The sequence below is a fragment of the Gordonia sp. ABSL11-1 genome (genome assembly GCF_030315685.1).
Classification (GTDB): Bacteria; Actinomycetota; Actinomycetes; order Mycobacteriales; family Mycobacteriaceae; genus Gordonia.
The window spans coordinates 90200-113617 of sequence record NZ_JASXSI010000006.1; the positions used below are offsets into that span (position 1 = coordinate 90200).

Annotated in this window: 23 protein-coding genes and 1 pseudogene; 10 read left to right on the forward strand and 14 right to left on the reverse strand. The window is 68.3% G+C overall.

The window, feature by feature from the left end; genetic code table 11:
• Positions 1 to 5 precede the first annotated feature (5 nt).
• Positions 6 to 392, reverse strand: a pseudogene (locus QSJ19_RS26770) (type IV toxin-antitoxin system AbiEi family antitoxin domain-containing protein); the annotation flags it as partial.
• Here QSJ19_RS26770 and QSJ19_RS09100 point away from each other — a divergent pair.
• Entirely contained in the window at positions 279 to 1895 is a 1617-nt protein-coding gene (locus tag QSJ19_RS09100) for a peptide chain release factor 3 (protein WP_286319808.1), read from the forward strand. The pseudogene QSJ19_RS26770 and the gene QSJ19_RS09100 sit on opposite strands and share 114 nt — an antisense overlap.
• Before the next feature lie 10 nt (positions 1896 to 1905).
• Complete coding sequence (locus QSJ19_RS09105) at positions 1906 to 2700, forward strand: hypothetical protein (protein ID WP_286319809.1); 795 nt, start codon at positions 1906 to 1908, stop codon at positions 2698 to 2700.
• 24 nt (positions 2701 to 2724) lie between these two features.
• Here the strand turns inward: QSJ19_RS09105 and QSJ19_RS09110 are convergent, their stop codons facing one another.
• Complete coding sequence (locus tag QSJ19_RS09110; protein ID WP_286319811.1) at positions 2725 to 3735, reverse strand: enoyl-CoA hydratase/isomerase family protein; 1011 nt, start codon at positions 3733 to 3735, stop codon at positions 2725 to 2727.
• A gap of 195 nt (positions 3736 to 3930) precedes the next feature.
• Between QSJ19_RS09110 and QSJ19_RS09115 the strand changes: the two genes are divergently transcribed.
• The 3 genes from QSJ19_RS09115 (at position 3931) to QSJ19_RS09125 (ending at position 7264) form a co-directional block, all read left to right on the forward strand.
• Complete coding sequence (locus QSJ19_RS09115; protein ID WP_286319812.1) at positions 3931 to 5481, forward strand: ABC-F family ATP-binding cassette domain-containing protein; 1551 nt, start codon at positions 3931 to 3933, stop codon at positions 5479 to 5481.
• Between the two features lie 39 nt (positions 5482 to 5520).
• The gene (locus tag QSJ19_RS09120; RefSeq protein ID WP_286319815.1) at positions 5521 to 6261 is read left to right on the forward strand and encodes an alpha/beta fold hydrolase; all 741 of its coding nucleotides are present in this window, start codon (positions 5521 to 5523) and stop codon (positions 6259 to 6261) included.
• A 154-nt stretch (positions 6262 to 6415) separates the two neighbouring features.
• Complete coding sequence (locus tag QSJ19_RS09125; protein WP_286319816.1) at positions 6416 to 7264, forward strand: SGNH/GDSL hydrolase family protein; 849 nt, start codon at positions 6416 to 6418, stop codon at positions 7262 to 7264.
• A 21-nt stretch (positions 7265 to 7285) separates the two neighbouring features.
• On the opposite strand, the gene QSJ19_RS09130 is transcribed toward QSJ19_RS09125, so the two are convergent.
• Both QSJ19_RS09130 and QSJ19_RS09135 read right to left on the reverse strand, forming a co-directional pair.
• Positions 7286 to 7555 (reverse strand): hypothetical protein, encoded by a 270-nt coding sequence (locus tag QSJ19_RS09130; protein WP_286319817.1) that lies wholly within the window; start codon positions 7553 to 7555, stop codon positions 7286 to 7288.
• Between the two features lie 20 nt (positions 7556 to 7575).
• Positions 7576 to 9234: a sodium:solute symporter family protein gene (locus QSJ19_RS09135; protein ID WP_286319819.1), complete on the reverse strand. Its 1659-nt coding sequence runs from the start codon at positions 9232 to 9234 to the stop codon at positions 7576 to 7578.
• A gap of 169 nt (positions 9235 to 9403) precedes the next feature.
• Here QSJ19_RS09135 and QSJ19_RS09140 point away from each other — a divergent pair, with 169 nt between their 5' ends.
• From QSJ19_RS09140 to galK, 3 genes are read left to right on the forward strand one after another with little or no spacing between them, the layout of a single operon-like run.
• Positions 9404 to 10198 carry a DeoR/GlpR family DNA-binding transcription regulator gene (locus QSJ19_RS09140; RefSeq protein WP_286319820.1) on the forward strand — a complete coding sequence of 265 codons (795 nt, stop codon included), beginning with the start codon at positions 9404 to 9406 and terminating at the stop codon, positions 10196 to 10198.
• A complete protein-coding gene (gene galT / locus QSJ19_RS09145) occupies positions 10195 to 11391 on the forward strand; it encodes a galactose-1-phosphate uridylyltransferase (RefSeq protein WP_286319821.1) in 1197 nt (398 codons plus the stop codon). Before QSJ19_RS09140 ends, galT begins: the two co-directional genes overlap by 4 nt.
• Positions 11388 to 12491, forward strand: a complete 1104-nt coding sequence (galK, locus tag QSJ19_RS09150) for a galactokinase (protein ID WP_286319822.1) — start codon at positions 11388 to 11390, stop codon at positions 12489 to 12491. The genes galT and galK overlap by 4 nt, the downstream gene beginning before the upstream one ends.
• A gap of 56 nt (positions 12492 to 12547) precedes the next feature.
• Here galK and QSJ19_RS09155 read toward each other — a convergent pair whose 3' ends face one another.
• The 4 genes from QSJ19_RS09155 to QSJ19_RS09170 all read right to left on the reverse strand — a co-directional run bounded on the left by QSJ19_RS09155 (position 12548) and on the right by QSJ19_RS09170 (position 15894).
• Entirely contained in the window at positions 12548 to 13345 is a 798-nt protein-coding gene (locus tag QSJ19_RS09155; RefSeq protein WP_286319823.1) for an aldose epimerase family protein, read from the reverse strand.
• Positions 13342 to 15147 (reverse strand): ABC-F family ATP-binding cassette domain-containing protein, encoded by a 1806-nt coding sequence (locus QSJ19_RS09160; protein ID WP_286319824.1) that lies wholly within the window; start codon positions 15145 to 15147, stop codon positions 13342 to 13344. The genes QSJ19_RS09155 and QSJ19_RS09160 overlap by 4 nt, the downstream gene beginning before the upstream one ends.
• Positions 15148 to 15250: 103 nt before the next feature.
• On the reverse strand, positions 15251 to 15553 hold the full coding sequence (locus QSJ19_RS09165; protein ID WP_286320021.1) for a lipase family protein: 303 nt from the start codon (positions 15551 to 15553) through the stop codon (positions 15251 to 15253).
• Positions 15523 to 15894, reverse strand: a complete 372-nt coding sequence (locus tag QSJ19_RS09170; protein WP_286320036.1) for a hypothetical protein — start codon at positions 15892 to 15894, stop codon at positions 15523 to 15525. The genes QSJ19_RS09165 and QSJ19_RS09170 overlap by 31 nt, the downstream gene beginning before the upstream one ends.
• Positions 15895 to 16142: 248 nt before the next feature.
• Here QSJ19_RS09170 and QSJ19_RS09175 point away from each other — a divergent pair, with 248 nt between their 5' ends.
• Positions 16143 to 16862, forward strand: coding sequence for a glycoside hydrolase family 25 protein (locus QSJ19_RS09175; protein ID WP_286319825.1), 720 nt, complete (start codon positions 16143 to 16145; stop codon positions 16860 to 16862).
• Between the two features lie 16 nt (positions 16863 to 16878).
• On the opposite strand, the gene QSJ19_RS09180 is transcribed toward QSJ19_RS09175, so the two are convergent.
• The 6 genes from QSJ19_RS09180 to QSJ19_RS09205 all read right to left on the reverse strand — a co-directional run bounded on the left by QSJ19_RS09180 (position 16879) and on the right by QSJ19_RS09205 (position 22370).
• Positions 16879 to 17814: a 4-(cytidine 5'-diphospho)-2-C-methyl-D-erythritol kinase gene (locus QSJ19_RS09180; protein ID WP_286319826.1), complete on the reverse strand. Its 936-nt coding sequence runs from the start codon at positions 17812 to 17814 to the stop codon at positions 16879 to 16881.
• Between the two features lie 44 nt (positions 17815 to 17858).
• Positions 17859 to 18410, reverse strand: coding sequence for a GNAT family N-acetyltransferase (locus tag QSJ19_RS09185; protein ID WP_286319827.1), 552 nt, complete (start codon positions 18408 to 18410; stop codon positions 17859 to 17861).
• Between the two features lie 65 nt (positions 18411 to 18475).
• Positions 18476 to 19363, reverse strand: coding sequence for a 16S rRNA (adenine(1518)-N(6)/adenine(1519)-N(6))-dimethyltransferase RsmA (gene rsmA, locus QSJ19_RS09190; protein WP_286319828.1), 888 nt, complete (start codon positions 19361 to 19363; stop codon positions 18476 to 18478).
• On the reverse strand, positions 19327 to 20448 hold the full coding sequence (locus QSJ19_RS09195; protein ID WP_286319829.1) for a resuscitation-promoting factor: 1122 nt from the start codon (positions 20446 to 20448) through the stop codon (positions 19327 to 19329). The genes rsmA and QSJ19_RS09195 overlap by 37 nt, the downstream gene beginning before the upstream one ends.
• Positions 20449 to 20589: 141 nt before the next feature.
• Complete coding sequence (locus tag QSJ19_RS09200; protein WP_286320023.1) at positions 20590 to 21483, reverse strand: TatD family hydrolase; 894 nt, start codon at positions 21481 to 21483, stop codon at positions 20590 to 20592.
• 44 nt (positions 21484 to 21527) lie between these two features.
• Positions 21528 to 22370 (reverse strand): PhzF family phenazine biosynthesis protein, encoded by an 843-nt coding sequence (locus tag QSJ19_RS09205; protein ID WP_286319830.1) that lies wholly within the window; start codon positions 22368 to 22370, stop codon positions 21528 to 21530.
• A 270-nt stretch (positions 22371 to 22640) separates the two neighbouring features.
• Here QSJ19_RS09205 and QSJ19_RS09210 point away from each other — a divergent pair, with 270 nt between their 5' ends.
• Positions 22641 to 23339 carry a GntR family transcriptional regulator gene (locus tag QSJ19_RS09210; protein ID WP_286320026.1) on the forward strand — a complete coding sequence of 233 codons (699 nt, stop codon included), beginning with the start codon at positions 22641 to 22643 and terminating at the stop codon, positions 23337 to 23339.
• Positions 23340 to 23418: the final 79 nt, after the last annotated feature.

The following is a 23418-nucleotide window of genomic DNA, read 5'->3' on the forward strand; positions in this document are numbered from 1 at the left end:
ACTCCGACCGCCAGACGGATCCATGCGCCAGATGTCACCCGACGCTGGATACCGGAACGACTCATCCCGCAGGCGAGCGCTTGCGCGGTCGTGATCACGCCATCGTGAGACGCGAGGAAATCGTCGACCAACTGTCTGACCTTCACATCGATTCGACGCGGTGGCGCAGTCTTCGGTTCCACCTCGACCAACTGTTGAATCCTGTGCCGAAAACCGGCACAGGATTCAACCTCCGCACGGTTTTGCCCAGTACACGGGCCGACCGGTAGCCTCGTCGGGTGAGTTCTGATGCTGCCACCGTGGGTCGTGAGGTGAAGCGGCGTCGCACCTTCGCCATCATCAGCCACCCGGACGCCGGTAAGTCGACCATGACCGAGGCGCTGGCCCTGCACGCCCGGATGATCAGCGAGGCGGGCGCCATCCACGGGAAGGCCGGACGCAAGTCGACGGTGTCGGACTGGATGGAGATGGAGAAGGCGCGCGGGATCTCGGTGAGTTCGACCGCCCTGCAGTTCAACTACACCAGCGAGCACGACGGCCCCGACGACGCACCGCACGTCATCAACCTCGTCGACACCCCCGGCCACGCCGACTTCTCCGAGGACACCTATCGCGTCCTGACCGCGGTCGACGCGGCGGTGATGCTGATCGACGCCGCGAAGGGCCTCGAGCCGCAGACCCTCAAGCTGTTCCAGGTGTGCCGACACCGGGGCATCCCCGTCATCACGGTCATCAACAAGTGGGACCGGCCCGGCCAGACGCCGCTCGAACTCATCGACGAGATCACCGAGCGGATCGGCCTCACCCCGACCCCGCTCTATTTCCCGGTCGGCATCGCCGGTGACTTCCGCGGCCTGCTCGATCGTCGCACCGGCGAGTACGTGCACTTCACCCGCACGGCCGGCGGCGCGAAGGTGGCTCCCGAGGAGATCATGGCCGCCGACGCGGCGGCGGCCCGGGAGGGCGACGAGTGGACCACCGCGCTCGAGGAGAGCGAACTGCTCACCGAGATGGGCCAGGACCACGATCAGGAGCTGTTCCTCGCCGGCCAGACGTCACCGATGATCTTCGCATCGGCGATGCTCAACTTCGGTGTCCGCCAACTTCTCGAGACCCTCGTCGAGCTCGCGCCGGCACCCGAGGGACGCGCCGACATCGACGGCACGGTCCGCGAGGTCACCGAACCGTTCAGCGCCGTCGTGTTCAAGGTGCAGGCCGGGATGGACGCCAGTCATCGAGATCGCTTGGCCTACATGCGGATCGTGTCCGGCGAATTCGAACGCGGCATGGTCGTCACACATGCACAGACCGGAAAACCGTTCGCCACCAAGTACGCTCAGGCCGTCTTCGGCCGCGATCGTTCGACCGTGGACCTCGCCTACCCGGGAGACGTCGTCGGCCTGGTGAACGCGATGGCGCTCGCCCCCGGCGACACCCTGTTCATCGACCCGAAGGTCCAGTACCCGCCGATCCCGTCGTTCGCGCCCGAACACTTCTCGGCGTTGCGGGTCAATACGGCCGACAAGTACAAGCAGTTCCGCAAGGCGATGGACCAACTCGACAGCGAGGGTGTCGTCCAGGTGCTGCGCAACGACCTGCGCGGCGACGCATCTCCGGTGCTCGCGGCGGTCGGGCCCATGCAGTTCGAGGTCGTCACCGCACGGATGAAATCCGAGTTCGGCGTGGTCACCACCATCGAGCCGCTCGGATACTCACTGGCACGCCGCACCGACGCCGACAGCGCCGTCGAACTCGGCCGCCAGCGCGGCGTCGAGGTCTTCACGCGGACCGACGGTGCGCTGCTCGCACTGTTCAGTGACAAGTGGCGACTGCAGTACGTGGAGAAGGAACATCCCGACCTGACCCTCGAACCCCTTGTCGCAACGGCGGATTGAGAGCCAGTCCGTGCACCGATCGCTGGGTCGCGTCGTCGCACCGGCCGTCGCCCTCGTCGCTCTGACCGGGCTGGCGGCCTGCACCTCGATGGGGCCGGACACGTCGTCGTCACCGACGTCGTCGGCGGCGCCCACCGAGTCCGCGCGACTCGATGCGGCCGACTGCCGAGACGAACCGTCGCACGGACGCATCGACCGCACCGCCCACGGTCTGACCTTCCGGACGGGCGAGATGCGGGTGGCCGTCGGCAGCGGTATGAGCACCGCCCGCGACAACCCGGGCGGCATCTCCACGTCGACCTCCGCCGACGACGACTCCGCCTGCTTCGGATTCACCAAGTGGGGCAATCCCGATCCCGAGGTGCCGCCCGACAGCCTGCTGTTCGTCTTCCGCGGCCCCGGTACCGACGGCGCCCAGATCGAGTTCCTCGTCGGCGAACTCACCGGCGGGGTGCTTCCCCCGATCGGGTCGGTCCGTCCGACCGTCGGACCGCTGACCAAGCCGATCAACGCGACTGTCGGTGTCTCCGTGGCCGGTTCGTATTATCAGTCCGGCACGTGCCCGCTGAAGATCAGCTCGATGTCGAGCGGCCGGGCGTCGGGTACCTTCTCCTGCCCCACGGCGACACGGACCGACGCCAACCCACTGGCTCCCGACGACGACGTCTCCTACGACGCCGACGACTCCACCACCGAATCCACGCCGCCTGCGGGCAGGCCGTCGAGCAGCGCGACGCCGTCACCGGCGGTCATCGGCCAGCCCACCACGGTGACGCTCACCGGGTTCTTCGTGCTGACTCCCTGACGGCGTCTGCTGTGCTCGACCCGCTCAGGCCGTCGTCACGCCGACGATCCGTGCCACGACCTCCGGGTCGACATCGTCGATCGACGACGGCTCGAACGCGGGCTTGCGATCCTTGTCGACGAGGACGGCGCGGACCCCCTCGGCGAAGTCGTGGGTTGCGGTGATCTCTTCGGCCGCATGCAGTTCGCGGTCGAAGCAGTCGTCGAGCACCGATCGCGCGCCGGCCTCGAGCATCGCGGCGGTGACCCACAGGCTGGTCGGCGACGCCTTCTCGATCTGATCGACCGCGGCGGCCGCCCAGTCGTCGCCGACGGCGCCACGCAGTCCGCCGACGATGGCCGAGACATTCGTGTCGGCGAAGTACTCACCGATCTTACGTAGCGGCAGTTCGGTTCCGGGCCGGTCGCGAAAGTCGCCGAGAACCTCGACAAGCGGTGTGCCTAAACGTAACTGCTCGATGACCGACCCGATGTACGCCGAACCGACGAAATGGGTCGCCATCCCGATCTCGACGGCATCGGCGCCGCGGATTCGGGAACCGGTCAGTCCGAGCCACATACCGACGCCCTCGGGCAGTCGCGGCAGGAAGTACGTCGACCCGATGTCGGGGAAGAATCCGATCGCGGTCTCCGGCATGGCGATCAGTGCCCGTTCGGTGACGATGCGCACCTCACCGTGGACGCTGATGCCGAGACCGCCACCCATCGCAGCGCCGTCGATCACCGAGATGTACGGCTTCGGATAGTTCGCGACGAGCTGATCGAGGCGGTACTCACTCATGAAGTAGTGCCCGACGGCGCGCCGGTCCCCGGCGACGGCGTGCTCGCGGATCGCCCGGATGTCGCCGCCCGCGCAGAACGCCCGATCGCTCGCGCTCGTCACGAGCACGGTCTCGATCGAGTCGTCATCGGCCCAGTCCTCGAGGGTCCGGTGCATGTCGTCGATCATCGTCTGATCGAGCGCGTTGAGGGCTGCGGGGCGGTCGAGGACGATCTCCCCGACACCGTTGATGACCGAAGTCCGTAGGAACGACATGGGGCCACGGTAGCGGCCGGGAAAACGGGTGGCACTCCCGCCCGCGGAGGAGTTACCGTGGACGTCGGTCGGCACGGTCCGGCACCCATCGTCGTGAGGAGTGATGTCGCAGTCATGAACATCTGAGGTCGGTTCACCGCCGTTGCGCGCGTTCCTGCAGCCACGGCGACCGTTACACACCTCAGGAGTCGTCTCATGACCGTATCCGCATCCGGCACCGCCTCCACGCCAGCCATCACCCTGTCCGACGTCTCGTTCGGATGGCCCGACGGCACGGCGGTCTTCGATCACGTCTCGCTCACCGTCCCCGACGCGGTCTGTTCACTCGTCGGTGCCAACGGCGCCGGGAAGAGCACGCTGCTGCGGCTCGTCTCCGGCGATCTCTCACCGCAGACCGGCAGCGTGTCGGTCCACGGCGACGTCGGACTCGTCGTCCAACACCCGTACGAGAATCCCGACGCGACGATGGCCGACGTCCTCGGCATCGGTGCAATCCGTTCCGCGCTCCGCCGGATCGAGGCCGGATCCGTCGACGAAGAGGACTTCGCGGTCGTCGGCGATGACTGGGACGTCGAGGAACGCTCCGTCGGTCAGCTGTCGGCGCTCGGACTCCCCTCCGACGTGGACCGTCGTGTGGGGTCCCTGTCCGGTGGCGAGGCGACCCTGTCGGCGATCGTCGCGCAGCTCATCCGCCGACCCGGTGTCCTGTTGCTCGACGAGCCGACCAACAACCTCGACTCCGCGGCGCGTGCACGGCTGTTCGAGGTCATCGACCGGTTCGCGGGGACTGTCGTCGTGGTCAGTCACGACCTCGAACTGCTCGAGCGGGTCGACGCCACCCTCGAGCTGTACCGCGGCACCATCCGATTGTTCGGCGGCCCCTATTCGCGCTACCGGGAGACCGTCGACGCCGAGCAGGCAGCGGCAGAGGCGACCGTCGCCACCGCGGCCAACGACCTCCGCAAGCAGCGCCGCGAGATGGTCGATGCGCAGATCAAGCTGGATCGACGCGCGCGTACCGCGGCGACCGCGGAACGCGAGAAACGGGTGCCGAAGATCATCGCCCACCTCCGACGCGACGCGGCGCAGGTGTCGGCGGGCAAGCTGCGCAACGCCCACCGCGACGACGTCACCGCGGCATCGTCGCGTCTGGACTCGGCTCGCGACGACGTGCGTGACGACCGGACAGCCCGGATCATCATGCCCCGACCCGATCTCGCGACCCGAGCCCAGGTCATCGAGGACGACCGGCTGCGGATCGACGGACCCGAACGCGTCGCGCTGTCCGGGCGCAACGGGTCCGGGAAGACCACTCTGATCGCCGATCTCCTCCGAGCGGGCCGGGTCGTCGTGCCGTACGCGTATGTCCCACAGCGGATCACCTTCGCCGATCACACCCGTACGATCGCCGAGGCGCTGACCGACGCCCACCCCGACTCGACGGTCCAGGAGGTGCGGGCGCATCTGGCACGCTTCCTCTTCCGCGGGAACCGGGCCGATCGGGCGTTGCGTGAGCTGTCCGGCGGCGAGCGCCTTCGCGTCGCGATGGCATCCGCACTGCTCGCCGATCCGACGCCGAAATTGCTCATTCTCGACGAGCCGACCAACAACCTGGACATCGACACCACAGAGGAGCTGGTGTCGGCCGTGCGATCGTGGTCGGGTGCGCTGCTGGTGGTCTCTCATGATGCCGGCTTCCTCGATCGGATCGGCATCGAACGGACTGTCGAGATGTCGGCCGACTGACCGCGACAACACACCGTCGGCCGGGCATACTGACATCCGATGAGTGCTGCGTCCGAGATGTCGCCTGGCCCTGTCCCTGTCGTCCTCGTCCACGGGCTCCGGGTGAGCGGGGCGTCACTGCACCGTATCGCCGCCGGGATCACCGACCGCGCCGTGGCCACACCCGACCTGCCCGGACATGGTTCGCGTGCCGATGAGACGTTCACCATGGACGGCGCCGTACAGGCGGTCCTCGACGCGGCGCACGCACTCGGTGGTCCGGTGATCGTCGCGGGTATGTCGCTCGGCGGGTACGTCGCGATGGCCACGGCCGGCAGGCATCCCGACGAGGTGACCGGACTGGTCGCGATGTGTGCGACTGCGCAGCCGAGCAGTCTGCTCGCCGCGCCGTTCCAGGCGTTCGGTGCGGCGACGAGCTTTCTCCCTGCGCAGGCCGCGGCGATCAGCAAGGGACTGACCCGGCTGGCGGTGGGGACCCGGGTCGCGAGCGACATGGAGGCGGGCGGGTTGGCGCTGCACTCCATCCGCGATGTCGTCGGCGAGCTGTCACGATTCGACGCCCTGGCCGAACTGGCCCTCTACCCGGGACCGGTGGAGTTCCTCAACGGCGGTTGGGATCAGTTCCGCATCCACGAACGACGATTCGTCGCCGCCACCGATCGGACCGAGCTGCGGGTCATCCCGCGTGCCACCCACCTGTTCCCGCTCATCCAACCCGAACCCACCGCGACGCTGATCGAGGATTTCGCACGGAGGGGCGACACCTCGCGTGTCGCCTGAGCGATCGGATCGGATCGCTTTGCCCCTCGGGGAACACCGTGCTCCCCTACAATCCCTGGTGGCGTGCGGTAACGACCGCACCATGCGTGGGTGTCGTGCGAGGTGGCGGGTGATCAGGCGTGGAAATCGGAGTGCTGCAACAGCACTCCTGACGATGATGCTAACGGCGGTGACCGTGATCGGGGTGGTCGCCCCTCCGACCGCGCAGGCGGTGCCGGGTACGACGCCGGTGCGCTACACCGGCGGCCCGTACGTCGCGATGGGCGACTCCCGGGCGTCCGGCGGGTTCTTCACCCCCACACCCGATTACTTCCTCGGGTGCAAGCGGTCGGCGTTCAACTACCCGACGATCGTGGCCGCGTTGACGCTGCCCCGCCGTTTCGTCGACACCTCGTGCGCGGGCGCGCAGGCGCCCGACCTCTATGCGAACGGCCAGCACACGAATGCGGGATGGAAACCGCCGCAGGTGTATCTCGTCCCGCGGGACGCACAGCTGATCACCGTCAGCATCGGCGGCAACGACATGCGGTGGGGCGCGATCCTCGGTCAGTGCACCACCGCACCGTTCACCGATCGGTTCTGCCGGTCGAACCGTCGCCTGGCCGCCGAGGTCGGATGGCGCGTGGCGCGGATGGAGAACCGGGTCACCCCGGCCTTGCGGGCGATCCGCCGCAAGGCGCCGCACGCCCAGATCATCGTCGTCGGAATCGGCGGGTTCATGGGCACTCACGGCTGCTGGCCGATGGTCCCCATCAGCGACCCGGACGTGCGCTGGATGAACCGGGTGTTCGACCGGGCCGGCGATGCCCTCCGTCGCGCCACCGCCAAGGTCGACGGCACCTTCGTCGACGCCAACCGACTGTCCGCGGGCCATGATCCGTGCAACCTGATCACGCCCTGGTACGAGAGCGCACTGTCCAACCGGATCGCCTACCCGTACCACATCAATCAAGCCGGGGCGATCGCCGTCGCGGCGATGGTCAACGGCGTCATCCGACGCTGACCACCGTGCGCGACATCGCGGTCAGGATCGCCGGGGCGGCCGCCACGCCGCCCAGCCGATGAATACCGCCGCGACGACGAGCAGGACGATGCCCACCAAGGTGTTGGCGCCGTCGCCGGCCGACATGTCGATGGGATCGGTGGACCGCGCCGCGTCGCCGGCACCCGCCTCGGCGACGGTCGGGGCGAGACCGGCGATCAGCAGGATCACCCCGTAGATCGCCATCAGCGCACCGATGATGTTGCGGATGTCGAACAGCCGCGCGACGGTCCGATTCTTCTTGTCGTTCATCAGAGAGGCTCCTGCACTGGTCAGTGGAAGACGAGGTTGAGGATGACGACGAGCGTGAGGACCACACCCGCCAGCGGGACCGGACGGGCGATCCACGGCAGCCTGCTGTCGTCACCCAGCAGCGTCGACTTGTCGGTCATCGAGTAGACGAATCCGTTCAACTCGGCGACCGGCTTCGGGGTGGTGACCAGCGAGATGGCCACGGACAGAAGGATGTCGACGACGAAGGCGGCCGACGCCGCGATGAACGGCATGCCCTGACCGGGCAGATTGATCACGCCGGTCTCCTGCAGAAGGAACACCACGACCGCCGCCGACGTACCCCCGACCAGGCCGACCCACCCGGCGGTCGGCGTCATCCGTTTCCAGAACATGCCCAGGATGAAGGTGGCGAACAGCGGCGCATTGAAGAACCCGAACAGCGTCTGGAGGTAGTCCATCAGGTTCGAGTAGCCAGACGCGATCGTCGCGGTGCCGATCGCCAGGATCACCGCGGCGACCGTCGCGATCCGGCCCACGGTGATGTAGTAACGGTCCTCGCGGTTCTTCACCACGTACTGCTGCCAGATGTCGTAGCTGAACACGGTGTTGAACGCGGACACATTGGCGGCCATACCGGCCATGAAGGAGGCGATCAGGCCGGCGACCGCGATGCCCAGCAGACCGTTGGGCAGGATGTCGCGCATCATCAGCAGCATCGCGTCGTTGTACGTGACGCCGTCACCGGAACCTGTGTTCTTGAGGTGGATCATGTCGCCGATCGCAGCGGCGCAGATCATGCCCGGCACGACGACCACGAACGGGATGAACATCTTCGGGATGGCACCGATGATGGGTGCGCGTCGCGCCGAGGACATCGAGTCCGACGCCATCGCCCGCTGCACCTCGACGAAGTTGGTGGTCCAGTAGCCGAAGGAGAGGACGAAGCCGAGTCCGAACACGATGCCGATGACCGACCACACCGGTGATTCGAAACCGCTCAGCGCCTGGCCTGGCCAGGAGGACAGTTGCTCGCTGACGGTGGCGGTCACGGTGCCGTCGGGAGCGTGGGTGTCGATGACCTTCTCCTTCAGTCCGCTCCAGCCGCCGACCTTGATCAGCCCGATCACGGTGAGTGGGACCAGCGCCGCGAGGATGACGAAGAACTGCAGGACCTCGTTGTAGATGGCCGCCGACAACCCGCCGAGTGCGGTGTAGGTGAGCACCACCGCCGCGGCGACGATCAACGAGATCCATTGGGGCCAGCCGAGAACCGCATTGATGACGGTGGCGAGCAGGAAGAGGTTGACGCCGGCGATGAGGACCTGCGCGACCGCGAAGCTGAGCGCGTTGACGAGGTGGGCCCCGGTTCCGAAACGCCGCCGCATGAACTCAGGGACGCTGCGGACCTTCGATCCGTAGTAGAACGGCATCATCACGATGCCGAGGAAGACCATCGCGGGGATGGCGCCGATCCAGTAGTAGTGCATCGTCGCCAGACCGATCTGGGCGCCGTTCGCCGACATGCCCATGATCTCGACGGCTCCCAGGTTGGCCGACACGAAGGCGATGCCGGTGACCCACGCGGGCAGACGCCGCCCCGACAGGAAGAAGTCGATGCTCGTGGCCACCTGACTTCGGGCGAGGTATCCGATCCCCAGAACGAACACGAAGTAGATGGCAATCAGTACGTAATCCATCACTCCGGTGTTCAACCTGAGGATGGAGTCGGATGCCAGGTGCACGGCAACCCCCTTGTTGCGCTCAGCAATCTCAATGACCGTCAGAAACTAACAGAAGCCAACAGCAAGGCACCATAGGAACTGTGTATTTCTGTTTGATTTAGTTCGGTGTTGCTAAGATCTCGCCATGCTTGCAGCTGAGCGTCGGGGACGTGTTCTGACGGCGGTGGTGTCCCGGGGTGCCGTCCGGGTCACCGATCTGGCCGCCGAACTCGGTGTCTCCGAGATGACGATCCGGCGCGACCTCGATCAGCTCGAGGCCGAGGGCGAACTCACCAAGGTCCACGGCGGTGCCGTTCGCACAGACGGCGAGGTGACCGGCCGCGGCCTGGAACCGCCGTCGTCGTTGAAGGCAACCCGCGAACCCGAGGCCAAGCGCGCGATCGCCGCGGAGGCGCTGGCGCTGGTGGAGGACGGCATGACGGTCGCGATCGGTGCCGGCACCACGACGCTGGAACTCGCGCGCCTGCTGCGCGGACGGGACATCTCCGTGGTGACCAATTCCGTGTCGATCTTCGAACTGCTGACCGATCCCGCCGACGACCGTCTCGACCCCTCACTGGTCCAGCTCACCGGCGGACAACGGACCCCGTCCGACGCGCTCGTCGGGCCGATCGCCAACGCCGCTCTCGAGCGGTACCGCACCGACCGGGCGTTCGTCGGTACCCACGGGATCGACCCTGCCGCGGGCTTCACCACACCGAATCTCGGTGAGGCCGAGACCAATCGCAAGCTCCTCGGGACGGCTCGGTCGGCAGTGGTGCTGGCCGACCACACGAAGTACGACGAGATCGGCGCGCACCTGTTCGCCGACTTCGACCGCATCGATCGACTGGTCACCGACTCCGGACTCCCCGATGAGCACCGCGAAACCCTGGCCGACGTCATCCTGATCACGACCGCCGAAAGCACGCCACGATGAACTCGCCTGACACCCGACGACACACGGACCATGCGGCGGCGATCGACCGAGACCCGGCCGATCGTGCACCGACCCCACGTGGGCTGCCCGCTCGTGAGATATCGGAGCCACAGGTCGCCGAACTGGCCGACGGCAGGGAGATCCTGTTCTTCTCCACATCCGAGGATCCGCCGGTGCCGGGCCTCGATCATCGTGACCTGCCGTCCCGACCGGACAGTTCGCCCACCCGTGTCCGCCGCGACCCGCGGACCGGTGACTGGGTGATGATGGCGCCCGCCCGTCAGGAACGAACCTACAAACCGCCGCGGCAGATGTGCCCGCTCTGTCCGGATCCGTCGGGCCGCTCGAGCGAGGTCCCGGCCGCCGACTACGACGTCGCCGTCTTCGAGAACCGATTCCCGTCGCTGTCGACCGCACGCGCCGGTACCGGCTTCATCCTGCCCGACGACGACGGCGGCCTCGAGATCGAGGCCGCAGGATATGGGCGATGTGAGGTCGTCTGTTTCACCAGCGACCACGACGGCGCCTTCTCCGGCCTGTCGGCGGCGCGCGCCCGCCTGGTCGTGGATGCGTGGTCGCAGCGCACCGAGGACCTGCTGTCGCGTGACGGCGTCGAGGAGGTGTTCTGTTTCGAGAATCGCGGAGAGGAGATCGGCGTGACGCTGACGCACCCGCACGGCCAGATCTACGCCTATCCGTTTCGTACGCCGCGCACGACCGCGTTGCTGCGGACCGCGGCGGATCATCGCGCCCGGACCGGCACCGACCTGTTCGAATCCATCCTCGCCGACGAGATAGCTTGCGGCGATCGCATCCTGGTGCGCACCGAGCACACGACGGCCTTCGTCCCCTACGCCGCACGATGGCCCGCGGAGGTGCACGTCTACCCTAACCGGCACGTCCGACGTCTCGCCGAACTGACCGACGCCGAAGCCGACGACCTCGCGCAGGTCTACCTCACGATCCTGCGGACGTACGACGCGCTCTACGCGACTCCCCTGCCCTACATCGCGTCCTGGCATCAGTACCGGGCGGATTCGGACGAGGGCTACCTGCACGCGGAGTTGTTCTCGATCAGGCGCAGTGCGGACAAACTGAAGTACCTCGCCGGATCGGAGTCGGGCCGGGACGCCTTCGTCACCGACAAGATGCCCGAGACGGTGGCCGCCGAACTGCGGGAGGCACTGGCATGAGCGCGACGACCAGCCGTGACATCGGCGCCCCGACAGTCACCGCCTACGCACCCGGCCGGGTGAACCTGATCGGCGAGCACACGGACTACAACCTCGGCTACGCACTGCCGATCGCACTCGACCTCGGCACCACCGTGACGTTCCGTCCCGCCGACGACCACGGTCCGATGATCAGCGCTTCCTCCGACTCCGAATCCGGAACCGCCACCATCGATCTGGGCACCCGGCCCGGCGAGGTCAGCGGATGGGGCGCCTACATCGCCGGATGCGTGTGGGCATTGCGCGGTGCAGACTACGAGGTCCCGGCCGGTCGGATGGAGATCACGTCGACGGTGCCCGTCGGGTCCGGGTTGTCGTCGTCGGCGGCACTGGAATGTGCTGTCCTACTGGCCCTGACGGCAGAGTCGACGTTATCGGGGCACGAGCTCGCCCGCATCGCGCAACGCGCCGAGAACGACTATGTCGGAGCACCCACGGGACTCCTCGACCAGCTGGCGAGCCTGTTCGGGCGGGCCGACACGGCGATGCTCATCGACTTCCGTTCTCTCGAAGTCACCCAGGTGCCCGTCGACGAGTCCGCGACGATCCTCGTCATCGATTCGAACTCCCCGCACCGGCACGCCGCCGGTGAGTACGCCGCCCGGCGGGCGTCGTGCGAGGCCGCCGCCGCCGCGTTGGGCGTCGCATCCCTGCGGGATGTCGACGAGGACGCGTGGCGCCGACTGCCCGACGGCACGCAACGTCGGCGGGCTCGTCACATCCTCACGGAGAACGCGCGTGTGCTCGCCGCGTCAGTCGCGTTGAACGACGGCGATGTGACCGCGCTCGGCGAACTCATGGACGCCTCCCATGTGTCGATGCGGGATGACTTCGAGATCACCACGCCCACCATCGATCTCATCGCCGAGACGGCGCGTCTCGTCGGTGCGTACGGCGCGCGGATGACCGGCGGCGGCTTCGGCGGATCGGTGATCGCCCTGTGCGCGTCGGACTCGGCCGACCGGATCACCGTGGAATTGCCCGACATCGTCTCCGCGGGCGGCCACCCGACGCCGACGGTCCGTGTCGTGCGTCCCGGACCGGGGGCACATCTGCTCTGACCTGACCTCGCTGTCGGTGATGGTCGAATCGGGACGGCACCGCACGGCGCGTCGGTTCACCACGTCCACGTGGTCGTCACCAGCAGATCCTCCCCGGGTGCGACGACCTCAGGTGCGGTGTTGATCCCGTTCGGCCGTCCGGTCTGCGGTTCGACGCACGTGGCGAACGGACGATGATCGAAGACGACCACCCACCGTGCGTCGCTGCGGATCCGAAGGTCGAGCAGGCCGGGCCACTCGAGGGCGACGTCCACGCCGTCGGGCATCCCGAAGCAGTCGTCCCAGGGCGAGTCCTGCGGGGTGATCCGTTCGCCGGTCGGCAGATGGTCCTCGCCCCGCTCCTCCTGCCACTGCGGCCGGAAGTCCACGCGCAGAGCGCTCTCCGGTGCCGTGGTGAGTCGACGCCGGAACCAGGGATGCCAGCCGGCCTGCACTGGAAACGTCTCGGTCTCCGACGAGACACGCAGGGACATCACGAGTTCGCCGGGTGCGAGGGTGATCGTCTGGGTCACCGTCCCGTCGAACGGCCACCACGGCCGAAGATGGTGCCGCAGCAGGACGGAGTCGTCGGCTGCGGCGTCGACGTCCCAGAGATGATCGCGCGCCGTTCCGTGCAGGGCATGTGGCGGATCGTCCTGGACGAATTCGTGACGGACACCGCGGAAGTCGAGGATCCCGTCGCGCATGCGGCCGCACCACGGGACCATCGGAAAGCATCCGTACGGTTCGCCCTGCTGGAGGACCTCGTGGCCGCGGACGGTCAACGAGGTCAGACGCCCACCCCGCGCGCTGACACGGGCAGCCGCATCGGCCGAGCGGATCACGATGTCGGTGGGGCCTGCGTCCGCGGTCATTCGACCTTCTCGGCGGCGTCGAGCCAGGCGGCCTCCGCGGTCTCCTTGTCGTCGACCACTTGCCGCAGTTCGGCATTCAGCGTCATCAACCGGTCCGGCTCGGTCGCCGCCTCCACAAGCGCCGCGTGCAGCTGGTCCTCTCGCGCGGTCAGTTGCTCGATCCGACGCTCGAGTCGGTTCATCGCCTTGCGCGCCTCGCGGTGCTCCGACGCGGACACGGCCGGTGCGGGTGGGGACTCGGCCTCCGACGATTCGAGGACCGTGGCAGTGCGACGCGGGGTCGTCGCGGACAGTTCGCGTCGGCGCTGGAGGTACTGGTCGATGCCACCCGGCAGGTTGGTGAGCTTTCCGTCGCCGAACAGCGCCCACGTGCTGTCGCAGATCCGCTCGATCAGGTAGCGGTCGTGGCTGATGACGACCATCGTTCCGGCCCAGCCGTCGAGCAGATCCTCGAGTTGCTGCAGGGTATCGATGTCGAGGTCGTTGGTCGGCTCGTCGAGCAGCAGGACGTTCGGTTCGGCCATCAGCACCCGGGTCATCTGCAGCCGACGTCGTTCGCCACCGGACAGATCGCCGACAGGTGTGCGCTGTCGAGCGGGGGTGAAACCCAGGCGCTCGGCCAGCTGACCGGCGGACATCTCCTTGTCGCCCACCGTGATCCGCGTCGCGACCGCCTCCACGGCGTCGAGCACCCGCTGATCCTCGTCGAGGTCGTCGAGCTCCTGGCGGAGCCAGCCGATGGACACCGTGGTGCCCTCTTTGCGCCGGCCGGGCGCGACGTCGACGTCACCGGCCAGCGCGCGGAGCAGCGTCGTCTTGCCGGAGCCGTTGACGCCGACGAGACCGATGCGTTCGCCCGGTGTCAGGCGCCAGGTCAGGTCGTCGAGCAGGGTGTCCCCGGCGGGGGTCGCGATCCGCGCGTCCTCCAACTCGACGACGACCCGCCCCAGCCGGCGTTTGGCGAAGGCCGACAAGGTCACCGTGTCGCGAGGGGGCGGGACGTCGGCGATGAGTCGTTCCGCCGCCTCGATCCGGTAGCGCGGCTTGGACGTCCGCGCAGGCGGTCCTCGCCGGAGCCACGCGAGTTCCTTGCGGGCGAGGTTCTGCCGACGTTCCTCCGCCGCGTCGGCCAGCCGGGTCCGCTCGGCCCGCGCGAAGATCCAGTCGTTGTATCCGCCCTCGTACTCGTCGACGCGGCCGGAATGCACCTCCCAGGTGCGTCCGGCGACGGTGTCGAGGAACCAGCGATCGTGGGTGACGACGATCAGCGCGCTGCGTCGGGCGACCAGATGTTCGGCCAGCCACTGCACGCCTTCGACGTCGAGATGGTTGGTCGGCTCGTCGAGGATCAGCAGGTCGGCGTCGGAGACGAGTGCGGCGGCCAGCCCGACACGTCGTCGCTGACCCCCGGAGAGTTCATCGACGCGGGCGTCGAGCAGGATCGCGATCCCGATCCCGTTGAGAATCCCGCGGATTCGCGGATCACCGGCCCATTCGTGGACCGCCACCTCAGGTCCGCCGACGACCACCTCGGCGACGGTCGCGCCGGACGGCAGTTCGCCTCGCTGCGTGACGGTGGCGACCTTGATGCCACCCGCCCGCGACACACGGCCGCTGTCGGGTTCGGTGATCCCGCCGAGGATCTCGAGCAGTGTCGTCTTCCCGCCGCCGTTCAGTCCGACGACACCGATCCGCTGGCCCTCGTGCACCCCCAGCGACACCGACTCCAGCAACGGCTTGATGCCAAAGCTCTTGCTGATGCGGTCGGCGTTGATCAGCGCGGACGGGTTCGAAGGTGCCACTCGGTAGACCCTAGCAACGCGTCGCCGGCGGGCCGTCGGCAGCGCCGACAGCCCTCCGACGGCGGCCCTCCCGCCCCGCCCCGGTACCGACTCGCCGACCGCGCTAGCGGCCGAAGTAGCGGGCGACGGTGGCGAAGGCATCCGGGAGCGCGACGTACACGACCTGCTGATGGTTCATCCCCGGGTACGCCGACGGGCGTGACGCCGGTGCCGGCGGCGCGCACACCACGGTGCCCTGCAGCGGCAGTTCGGGCGCATACCTCGAGGCCATGTTCGCCGCCCACAGAGCCGAATGTCCGCTCTGCGAATGCCCACTCGACACCCATCGCCGCGACAACGACGGATCGACGGCCCGTGACGCGCGGATCATGTCGATCACCGAGTACGCAGCAGCTCGACCGACCAGATATTCGGCGGTGCCGCCACTTCCGAGTCCCGGACAATCGGGGGCGCTGACCGCAAATCGGACCGGAGGGCCTTGCTGATCGTCGGCTCGAGAGCGTCCCGGCGGACACCGGTCGACGCGCTCGGCGAGCATGCGTCCGGGATGCCGCTGGTGCCGTGTGCCCAGGAGAAGACCGGCCCCCCTCCGGCGGGCGGCTGTCCCGGGGGCAGATACAGGGCGCCGGTGCTGGTCACCGGAACCCCGCGCTGATCGCGCGTCACGTAGAGGAGTCGGTACCCGCGGGCTGCACCTGCAGGCAACGACGGCGCCGACAACGCGGTCTCTGTCAGGACCGTCCCCACGCGGACGGTCGGCGCCGCCGGGGCGGCACCGACGGCGCCGCGATACCTCGTTGTCGACGACCGCTGCGTCGACGACCGCTGCGCCCGAGATCATCGTGTCCCACACCGTCACGCGCGACTCCGCGCCTCTGCTGTGCCCTGCACCTCTGCAGAACCTACTCAGCGGGTTCTGTCCGGAGCGACGAAATGATCTGCGAAGGTCGCCGATCTCCCCTAGCGTGGCAGTCGTGGTCCTTCGACGATCGATCGTGACCGCCGTCATCGCGGGCATCGTGGCGCTGACCGGTGCGACGACGATCGCGCCGGGAGCGGTCGCCGCACCGCAGATCGGCCCGGATGTGTCGAGCCATCAGCATCCGGGGGGCGCATCGATCAACTGGTTCGCCGTGCGGGCATCGGGACAGCAGATCGCGATGGTCAAGGCGACCGAATCCACCTGGTACGTCAACCCGTACTTCATCCAGGACAGTGTGGCCATGCGTGCTGCGGGACTCATCCGGGGCACCTATCACTACGCCGATCCACGTCGTCCCGCGGCACCCCAGGCGCTGTTCTACGCGGCGGTGGTCCTCGGACAGAACGGCATCCTCGACCTCCCGCCGGTCCTCGACCTCGAGCACTCCGGCGGACTCGGACCGCGGGCACTGGCCGCCTGGACCCGGGAGTTCTTCGCCGTCCTCGAACCTCTCACGGGGCGCAAGACGATCCTGTACACCTACCCGAACTTCTGGAACACCGCGATGGGCGCCACCCGCGAGTTCGCCGACCACCCATTGTGGATCGCGTCCTACAACGGCCGGAACGCACCCGAGATGCCGCGCGGCGGTTGGCGGACGTGGAAGTTCTGGCAGTTCACGAGTTCCGGGTGGCTACCCGGTGTTCCCACGCGTGTCGACCTGAACCGCTACAACGGCTCGATCGCCTCACTGCGCGCCTACGGCAACGCCATCAACGTGTTCGGCAGCTGACCGGCCGCCGACCCGGTCATTCGGCGAGAACCCGGGCGCCTGGCACAGGACCGCTCGCGGTGCGGACGGCCCGGGCCACGCCCGCGCCCGACAGTTCGGCCGCGACATCGACCGCCGCGCTCTCGTCGGCACACAAGAAGGCGCACGTGGGGCCGGAGCCGGACACGATGCCGTTGAGCGCCCCGGCGTCGATCCCCGCCCGCAGCGTCCGACGAAGGGCGGGCTGCAGACTGAGCGCGGCGGGCTGGAGATCGTTGCGGAGCAGCGGCGCGACGCGATGCGGGTCGCCCGATGTCAGTGCGGCCATCAGTTCGTCCGGCCTTTCGGTGACGATCTCGGAGTCGGATCTGTTCTCCCGCAACCGGTCCAGTTCGTGGTAGACGGCCGGCGTCGAGAGTCCCGATCGCGACATCGCCAGCACCCAGTGGAACTCGCCACGAGCGAGGATCGGCATCAGCTGTTCTCCCCGGCCCGTGCCGAGCGCCGTCCCACCGTGCAGGGCAAACGGCACGTCGCTGCCCAGTCCGGCGGCGATCTCGGCTTGTTCGTCCCGGTCCATGTCGAGTCCCCACAGGTCGATCACGCCGACGAGAGCGCCTGCGGCGTCGGCCGACCCGCCTGCCATACCGCCGGCCACGGGTATCCGCTTCGTGATCCCGATGGCCACGCGAGGCGGTCGGTCGGCGCGGCGCGCCACCTCGGTGACCGCTCGGGCGGCGAGGTTCGTGCCGTCGGCGGGGACGTCGGCGGCACCTTCGCCGGTCGTCGTCACGGCGAGCTCGGTGGACGCGCTGACGCGGACGTCGTCGCACAGCGACAACGCCTGGAACACGGTGACCAGGTCGTGGTAACCGTCGGCACGCAGTGGGCCGACGCCGAGGTACAGATTCACCTTGGCCGGAACGCGCACGGTGACGGCGTCGGACACCACCGACAACGAGGCTCGAGACACAGGAATCCAGCGTAACGGACGAGCGCGTCGTCGGCGGCGTTCCGTCAGTGGTTCGGCCCCACGACGGCCTTCGGCCACACGCAGGGTTCGCGCGGATCCGATCTGCTCAGCTCGGCGGTGTTCACCTGCTCGTCGAGCCCGTGGGCCGTCTCCGTCCGACGACCGGTGTAGCGGAATCCGAGCGCCGCGGCCAGTCGGGCCGACGCGACGTTGTCCGGCAGCGCACTCCATCGGATGGTGTCGACGCCGACGACGGCGAATCCGTGGTCGACCAGCGCCGCGATCGCCTCGCCCAGGTAGCGACGGCCTCGCTGCGGAGCCGCACACCAGTAGCCGAGCGTCCCGACACCGTCGGCCACCCGCAGTCCGGCGACGCCGACGAAGGTGTCGTCGAGCAGGGTGCGGATGGTCCACACGCTGGACCGGGGATGCGCCGCGACGACCCGCACGAAGTGTTCGGCGTCAGTGCGCCGGTACGGGACGGGTATGAGTGTGAAGCGCTGGATGTCGGGATCCTGGCAGGCATCGACAATCGCGTCGACGTCGCTCTCGTCGGGTCGCCGGAGGCGAAGCCGGGTCGTCCGGATGTCGGCCATGTCGTCATTGTGAACCGTCCGGAAACCTGTGTCCGTCGCGCCGGGAGACACCGTGCGGGGCACAGTCAGTCCACTGCCGCCAGTCGGACGAAGTCGTCGACGTCGAGCCGTTCACCCCGGATGCCGGGGTCGATTCCCGCGGTCCGCAGCCGGCGTTCGGCCTCGACCGCGCTGCCGGCCCACCCGGCGAGGGCGGAACGCATGGTCTTACGACGCTGCGCGAATGCCGCATCGATGACCGCGAAGACGCGGGCGCGCAGGGCCGGGTCGTCGGGGTGGGTGTCGGTGCGGTCGACACGGACCAGGCCGGACTCGACCTTGGGCTCGGGCCAGAACACGTTGCGTCCGACCGCACCCGCGCGCTTGACCGTGCCGTGGTAGCGGGCCTTCACGCTGGGGACGCCGTACACACGGCTGCCGGGTCGGGCCGCGAGGCGGTCGGCGACCTCCGCCTGGACCATCACCAATGATGTTGCGATACTGGGAAATTCACCCAAGAGATGAAGCAACACCGGCACCGCGACGTTGTACGGGAGATTGGCGACGAGAGCGGTGGGGGCTGCCGGCAGTTCGTCGGCGGATACGGCCATCGCGTCGGCGGTGATCACCTCGAAGGAGTCGGCCTGCGCGGGTGCATGGTCGGCGATCGTGTCGGGCAGTCGCCCGGCGAGCTTCGGATCGATCTCGACCGCGATCACGCGACCGGCGACATCGAGCAGAGCCAGGGTGAGTGAACCCAGACCGGGGCCGACCTCGAGGACGATGTCGTCGGATCCGACACCGGATGCGGTGACGATACGTCGCACCGTGTTCGCGTCGTGGACGAAGTTCTGCCCCAACGTCTTCGTCGGTCGCACGTCGAGTTCTGCGGCGAGCTGCCGGATCTGCGCCGGGCCGAGGAGCTGCGGTCGGTCGATCAGCGCAGGCCCAGCTTGGAGGAGCAGGACGGCCATGCGCCCCAGCCCTGGGCCGCCTGCGTCTTCTTGGCGACGGCGATCTGCTCTTCACGCGAGGCCAGGTCGGCGCGCGGTGCGTACTCCAGACCACCCCAACGCGCCCAGGTGTTCTCGTCGAATTGCACGCCGCCGTAGAAACCGTTGCCGCTGTTGATCGCCCAGTTGCCGGTCGCCTCGCAGTGGGCCAGTGCGTCCCAGACCGACCCCGGGGCGACGAACGGCGCACCAGGCTTGGTGCCGACCTTGACGGTGGCGGCGAGCGGTTCGGTGACGACCTCGGCATCCATCTTGTCGCGCTTGACGACCTTGCCGTTGACCATCGTCAGCTTGTAGGTGACCCGCTGCTCTCCGGGCTTGCCGGCCTTCACGACGACCTTGCGGTCACGGACCAGCGTCGGGTCCTCTTTCTTGACCTCCGGCGGCGGGACCGGCTCGTTGACGGTCGTGTCCATCGTGCGGATCCGGGTGACCTTGATCTTCATGTTCGGCGTCACCGGGGTGCCGGCAGCGGGGCTCACCTTGTCGTCACCGCCCAGCGGTTTGCCGGTTTCGGCGAGAACGTCGGCGACCGTCTTGGCCGCAACGCTCGGACGATAGGTCACAGCGCCGTCGGTGAGGACCACCCGCTTCGGGGTGGTGACGTCGATCACACCACCGTCGACGGGCAGGGACGTGGACCGCGGGAAGTTCGGATCGCTCGCGCCGGAACTGAGGCCGTGCTCGGCGAGGAGCTGCGGCAGATTCGCAGCGGTGGTCGAGATCTCCTGACGCTGACCGTCGACGTCGAGGGTGATCGTCTTCTTGCGGTTGAGGGTGATCGTCTGTCCGTCGCCGACCCCGGAGTCGAGCGACGGCGAGACCTGGTCACCGGCGACCGGCTCATAACCCTGCGAACGCAGCACAGAGTCGACTGACGTCGCCATCGTGGAGACCGTCGTGACCTGGCCGTCGACGTTGACCTTGACGTCCTTCTGCATGGCGATGCCCATGATCCCGCCCGCGGTGAGCGTGGCCAGGACGGCGCCGACGGCGACGCGGGCACGGGTGGACTGCGAATCGTTGATGCGTGCGAGAACAGACAAGATCTACATCCTGGTCGGGGACAGAAGTCTCCACGCTGTGACCACACGCGATGTCCGAGGCCCCGGACTGTGCACAGCCCTTGTGACCGGGAATCGCCGCCCATGGCAGCGGGATCACAATACGATAACGAACCGGGATGATTACTGCAAAGGTAACCGGTAGACCCGTCGGGCGTTGTCGCCGAGCAACCGGGCCATCGCGAGATCGTCCAGCCCACGCACGTCGGCGAGTGCCCGCGCCGTGTACGGCAGGCAATACGACTGATTCGGCTGGCCACGATAGGGATGTGGGGTCAGGAACGGCGCATCGGTCTCCACCAGGACCTGCTCGTCGGGCACGAGCTCGGCCGCCGCGCGCAGTTCGTCGGCGTTCGCGAAGCTCACTGTGCCGGCGAAACTCAGCACGTACCCGCGTTCCACGCACTCGCGTGCAACGTTTCGGTCACCGGAGAAGCAGTGCATGATCACGGTCTCGGGTGCCGTTTCGTCGGCGAGGATGTCCAGTAGATCGCGGTCCGCCTCCCGGTTGTGGATCATCAGCGGCTTGCCGACGCGCCGGGCGAGGTCGATGTGCCACCGGAACGCCTCGGCCTGGACCTCCGGGCTCGCGCACGACTCGGACTTCCCCGGCCAGTAGTGGTCGAGTCCGGTCTCCCCCACCGCGACGACCCTCGGATCGGCGACCATCGACTCGAGTTCGGCCTTCGCCGCGTCGTCGAGGTCGCCGGCATGCGTGGGATGCAGAGCCACCGCCGCGAACGCCCGCCGGTCCCAGTGGGCGGCGTCGAGAGCCCAGCGGGCGTCGACCATGTCGTCGGCGACGGTGACGACCTGGGCGACCCCGACGCGCTCGGCATGGTCGAGGATCGCCGCGACCGACTCGGGATCACGGCCACCGCACGCGGCGAGATGGGTGTGGGCGTCGACGAGACCGGGCAGCGGCGCCGGGTCCGGCGGAGGTTCGCGTCGACGACGCTTGCGCGCGGCCTTGTTGCTCTCGGTCTCGGGCGCGGAGGTGGCGGGCGGGGAGGTCACGTCGGGGGTGGGCTCGGCCGGGCTGTCGGCGGGAGACGTCTCGCTCACAGCACCACTGTGCCAGCGATGACGGTCGTGGCCGCACCCCCCACCCAGATGTCGGTGCCGTCGTCGTCGACGTGCACCCGGCCGGACCGACCGAGCGCGGTGCCCTGCGCCGCGACGTACGACGCCGGCGCCAGACCCTCGCGCCGCAGCCAGACGGCGATCCCCGCGTTGAGGCTCCCGGTGACCGGATCCTCGGGCACCCCCTGGCCGGGGACGAAGGCACGCACCTCGAAGGCCACCTCCGGCTCGCCGGGGAGTCCGTCGGCATACGGGCCGACGACGCCCACCTCGTGCATGCCCAGTGCCACCATGTCCGGGTCGATCTCGAGCACGCGCCGACCGGACTCCAGCATCACTGCCATCCAGGCGGGGCCGTTGGCGACCCATTGCGCCGATCTGATCTCGCCGTCGGCGAGTCCGAGCGCGGCGCCGACCTCCTGCAGCGTCGTCTCGTCGACCGGCCCGGACCTCACGAGCGGCGGCGCGGCGAAGGCCAGGCGATCGTCGTCGGCCCGAATCGTGACCGACCCGACCCCGCACTCCTGGACGACACGGTCCCCGCGCGGGGTGCCGCCCGCCTCGAGCCAGGCATGCGCCGAGCCCAGCGTCGGGTGGCCGGCGAACGGCAGTTCGCCGCCGGGCGTGAAGATCCGCAGGCGGTAGTCGGCGTCCGGGGTCCTCGGCGGGAGCAGGAACGTCGTCTCGGAGAGGTTGGTCCAGCGGGCGAAGGCGGCCATCGCGTCGTCGTCGATCCCCTCGGCGTCGATCACGACGGCCACCGGATTACCGGCCACGGGGACTGCGGAGAAGACATCAACCTGGGCGAATCGACGGGTCACCCGTCCAGCCTCGCCGTCGTCGACGCCCGTGCCAAACGGATTTCGGGTCCCACACGCGTTTCGGCCGGTTCGACCGCCGACACCTCGCATTTCATATATTTCATCTGATACTGTCCAGTCTCGTCGCCGGCGTGACTCACAGCCGCGGTCGGGGTGGTTGTGCGAGGGGCACGTCGGCGACATCCGAACTCCGCCGGAGCCGCGAGCGCGCCGTGCCCGCGCACAGCCATCGCACCCACGACAGACCGCACAGATTCGAGCGCCGTGACGCTGCAACAGACACCCCTGCGACGAACCCAGTTGACCGACGAGGTCGCCGACACGCTGCGGGACCGGATCATGACGGGTGAACTGCGCCCCGGCGATCACATCCGCCTCGACGAGACCGCATCATCGCTCGGCTGCAGTGTCACGCCGGTGCGTGAGGCCCTCGTGACACTGCGCGGCGAGGGGCTGGTGCGGTCGTCCCCGCATCGCGGGTTCATCGTCGAGGCCCTCGACCGCGGCGACATAGTGGACATCTTCTGGATGCAGGCCGAGCTGTCGGCGCGCCTGGCCACTCACGCCACCCATCATCCGGACCTGAGCGCGCACCTGAACCGCATGCACCAGCTCGTCGACGCGCTGGAAGAGGCCGTCGACACCGGTGACCACACGGCGATACTACGGGGCGAGTTCGCTTTTCACCGCCAGGTGAACCTAGCCGCGAACAGCACGAAGCTGGCATGGTTCGTGTACTCGGCGAGCAAGTACACGCCCTACGACCTCTACGCACGCGACCCGGAGTGGGCGAGGGAGGCGGTCGAGAGCCACCGTCGGCTGATCGGCCACCTCCGGTCGGGCGACACCGACGCCATCCGTGCCGAGATCCACGCACGGTTCGACGACGCACGAGATCGCCTGATCCGACAACTCGACTCGACCGGCTTCTTCGACACCGACCCCGCGGCGGCCGCCTCCTCCGCCTGACCTCGGATTCACCGCCGGCCACATGCCAATCGCCTCGCATGGCGCGCCAGTCATCGCTCGGACAGGTAGCGTTTCGACC

Coding starts and splice junctions, on each gene's coding strand:
- QSJ19_RS09110 (WP_286319811.1), bottom strand. CDS start 3,735: ATGTCGTTCCTACGGACTTCGGTCATCAACGGTGTCGGGGAGATCGTC.
- QSJ19_RS09115 (WP_286319812.1), top strand. CDS start 3,931: ATGACCGTATCCGCATCCGGCACCGCCTCCACGCCAGCCATCACCCTG.
- QSJ19_RS09120 (WP_286319815.1), top strand. CDS start 5,521: ATGAGTGCTGCGTCCGAGATGTCGCCTGGCCCTGTCCCTGTCGTCCTC.
- QSJ19_RS09125 (WP_286319816.1), top strand. CDS start 6,416: ATGATGCTAACGGCGGTGACCGTGATCGGGGTGGTCGCCCCTCCGACC.
- QSJ19_RS09130 (WP_286319817.1), bottom strand. CDS start 7,555: ATGAACGACAAGAAGAATCGGACCGTCGCGCGGCTGTTCGACATCCGC.
- QSJ19_RS09135 (WP_286319819.1), bottom strand. CDS start 9,234: ATGGATTACGTACTGATTGCCATCTACTTCGTGTTCGTTCTGGGGATC.
- QSJ19_RS09140 (WP_286319820.1), top strand. CDS start 9,404: ATGCTTGCAGCTGAGCGTCGGGGACGTGTTCTGACGGCGGTGGTGTCC.
- galT (WP_286319821.1), top strand. CDS start 10,195: ATGAACTCGCCTGACACCCGACGACACACGGACCATGCGGCGGCGATC.
- galK (WP_286319822.1), top strand. CDS start 11,388: ATGAGCGCGACGACCAGCCGTGACATCGGCGCCCCGACAGTCACCGCC.
- QSJ19_RS09155 (WP_286319823.1), bottom strand. CDS start 13,345: ATGACCGCGGACGCAGGCCCCACCGACATCGTGATCCGCTCGGCCGAT.
- QSJ19_RS09185 (WP_286319827.1), bottom strand. CDS start 18,410: ATGGCCGACATCCGGACGACCCGGCTTCGCCTCCGGCGACCCGACGAG.
- rsmA (WP_286319828.1), bottom strand. CDS start 19,363: ATGGCCGTCCTGCTCCTCCAAGCTGGGCCTGCGCTGATCGACCGACCG.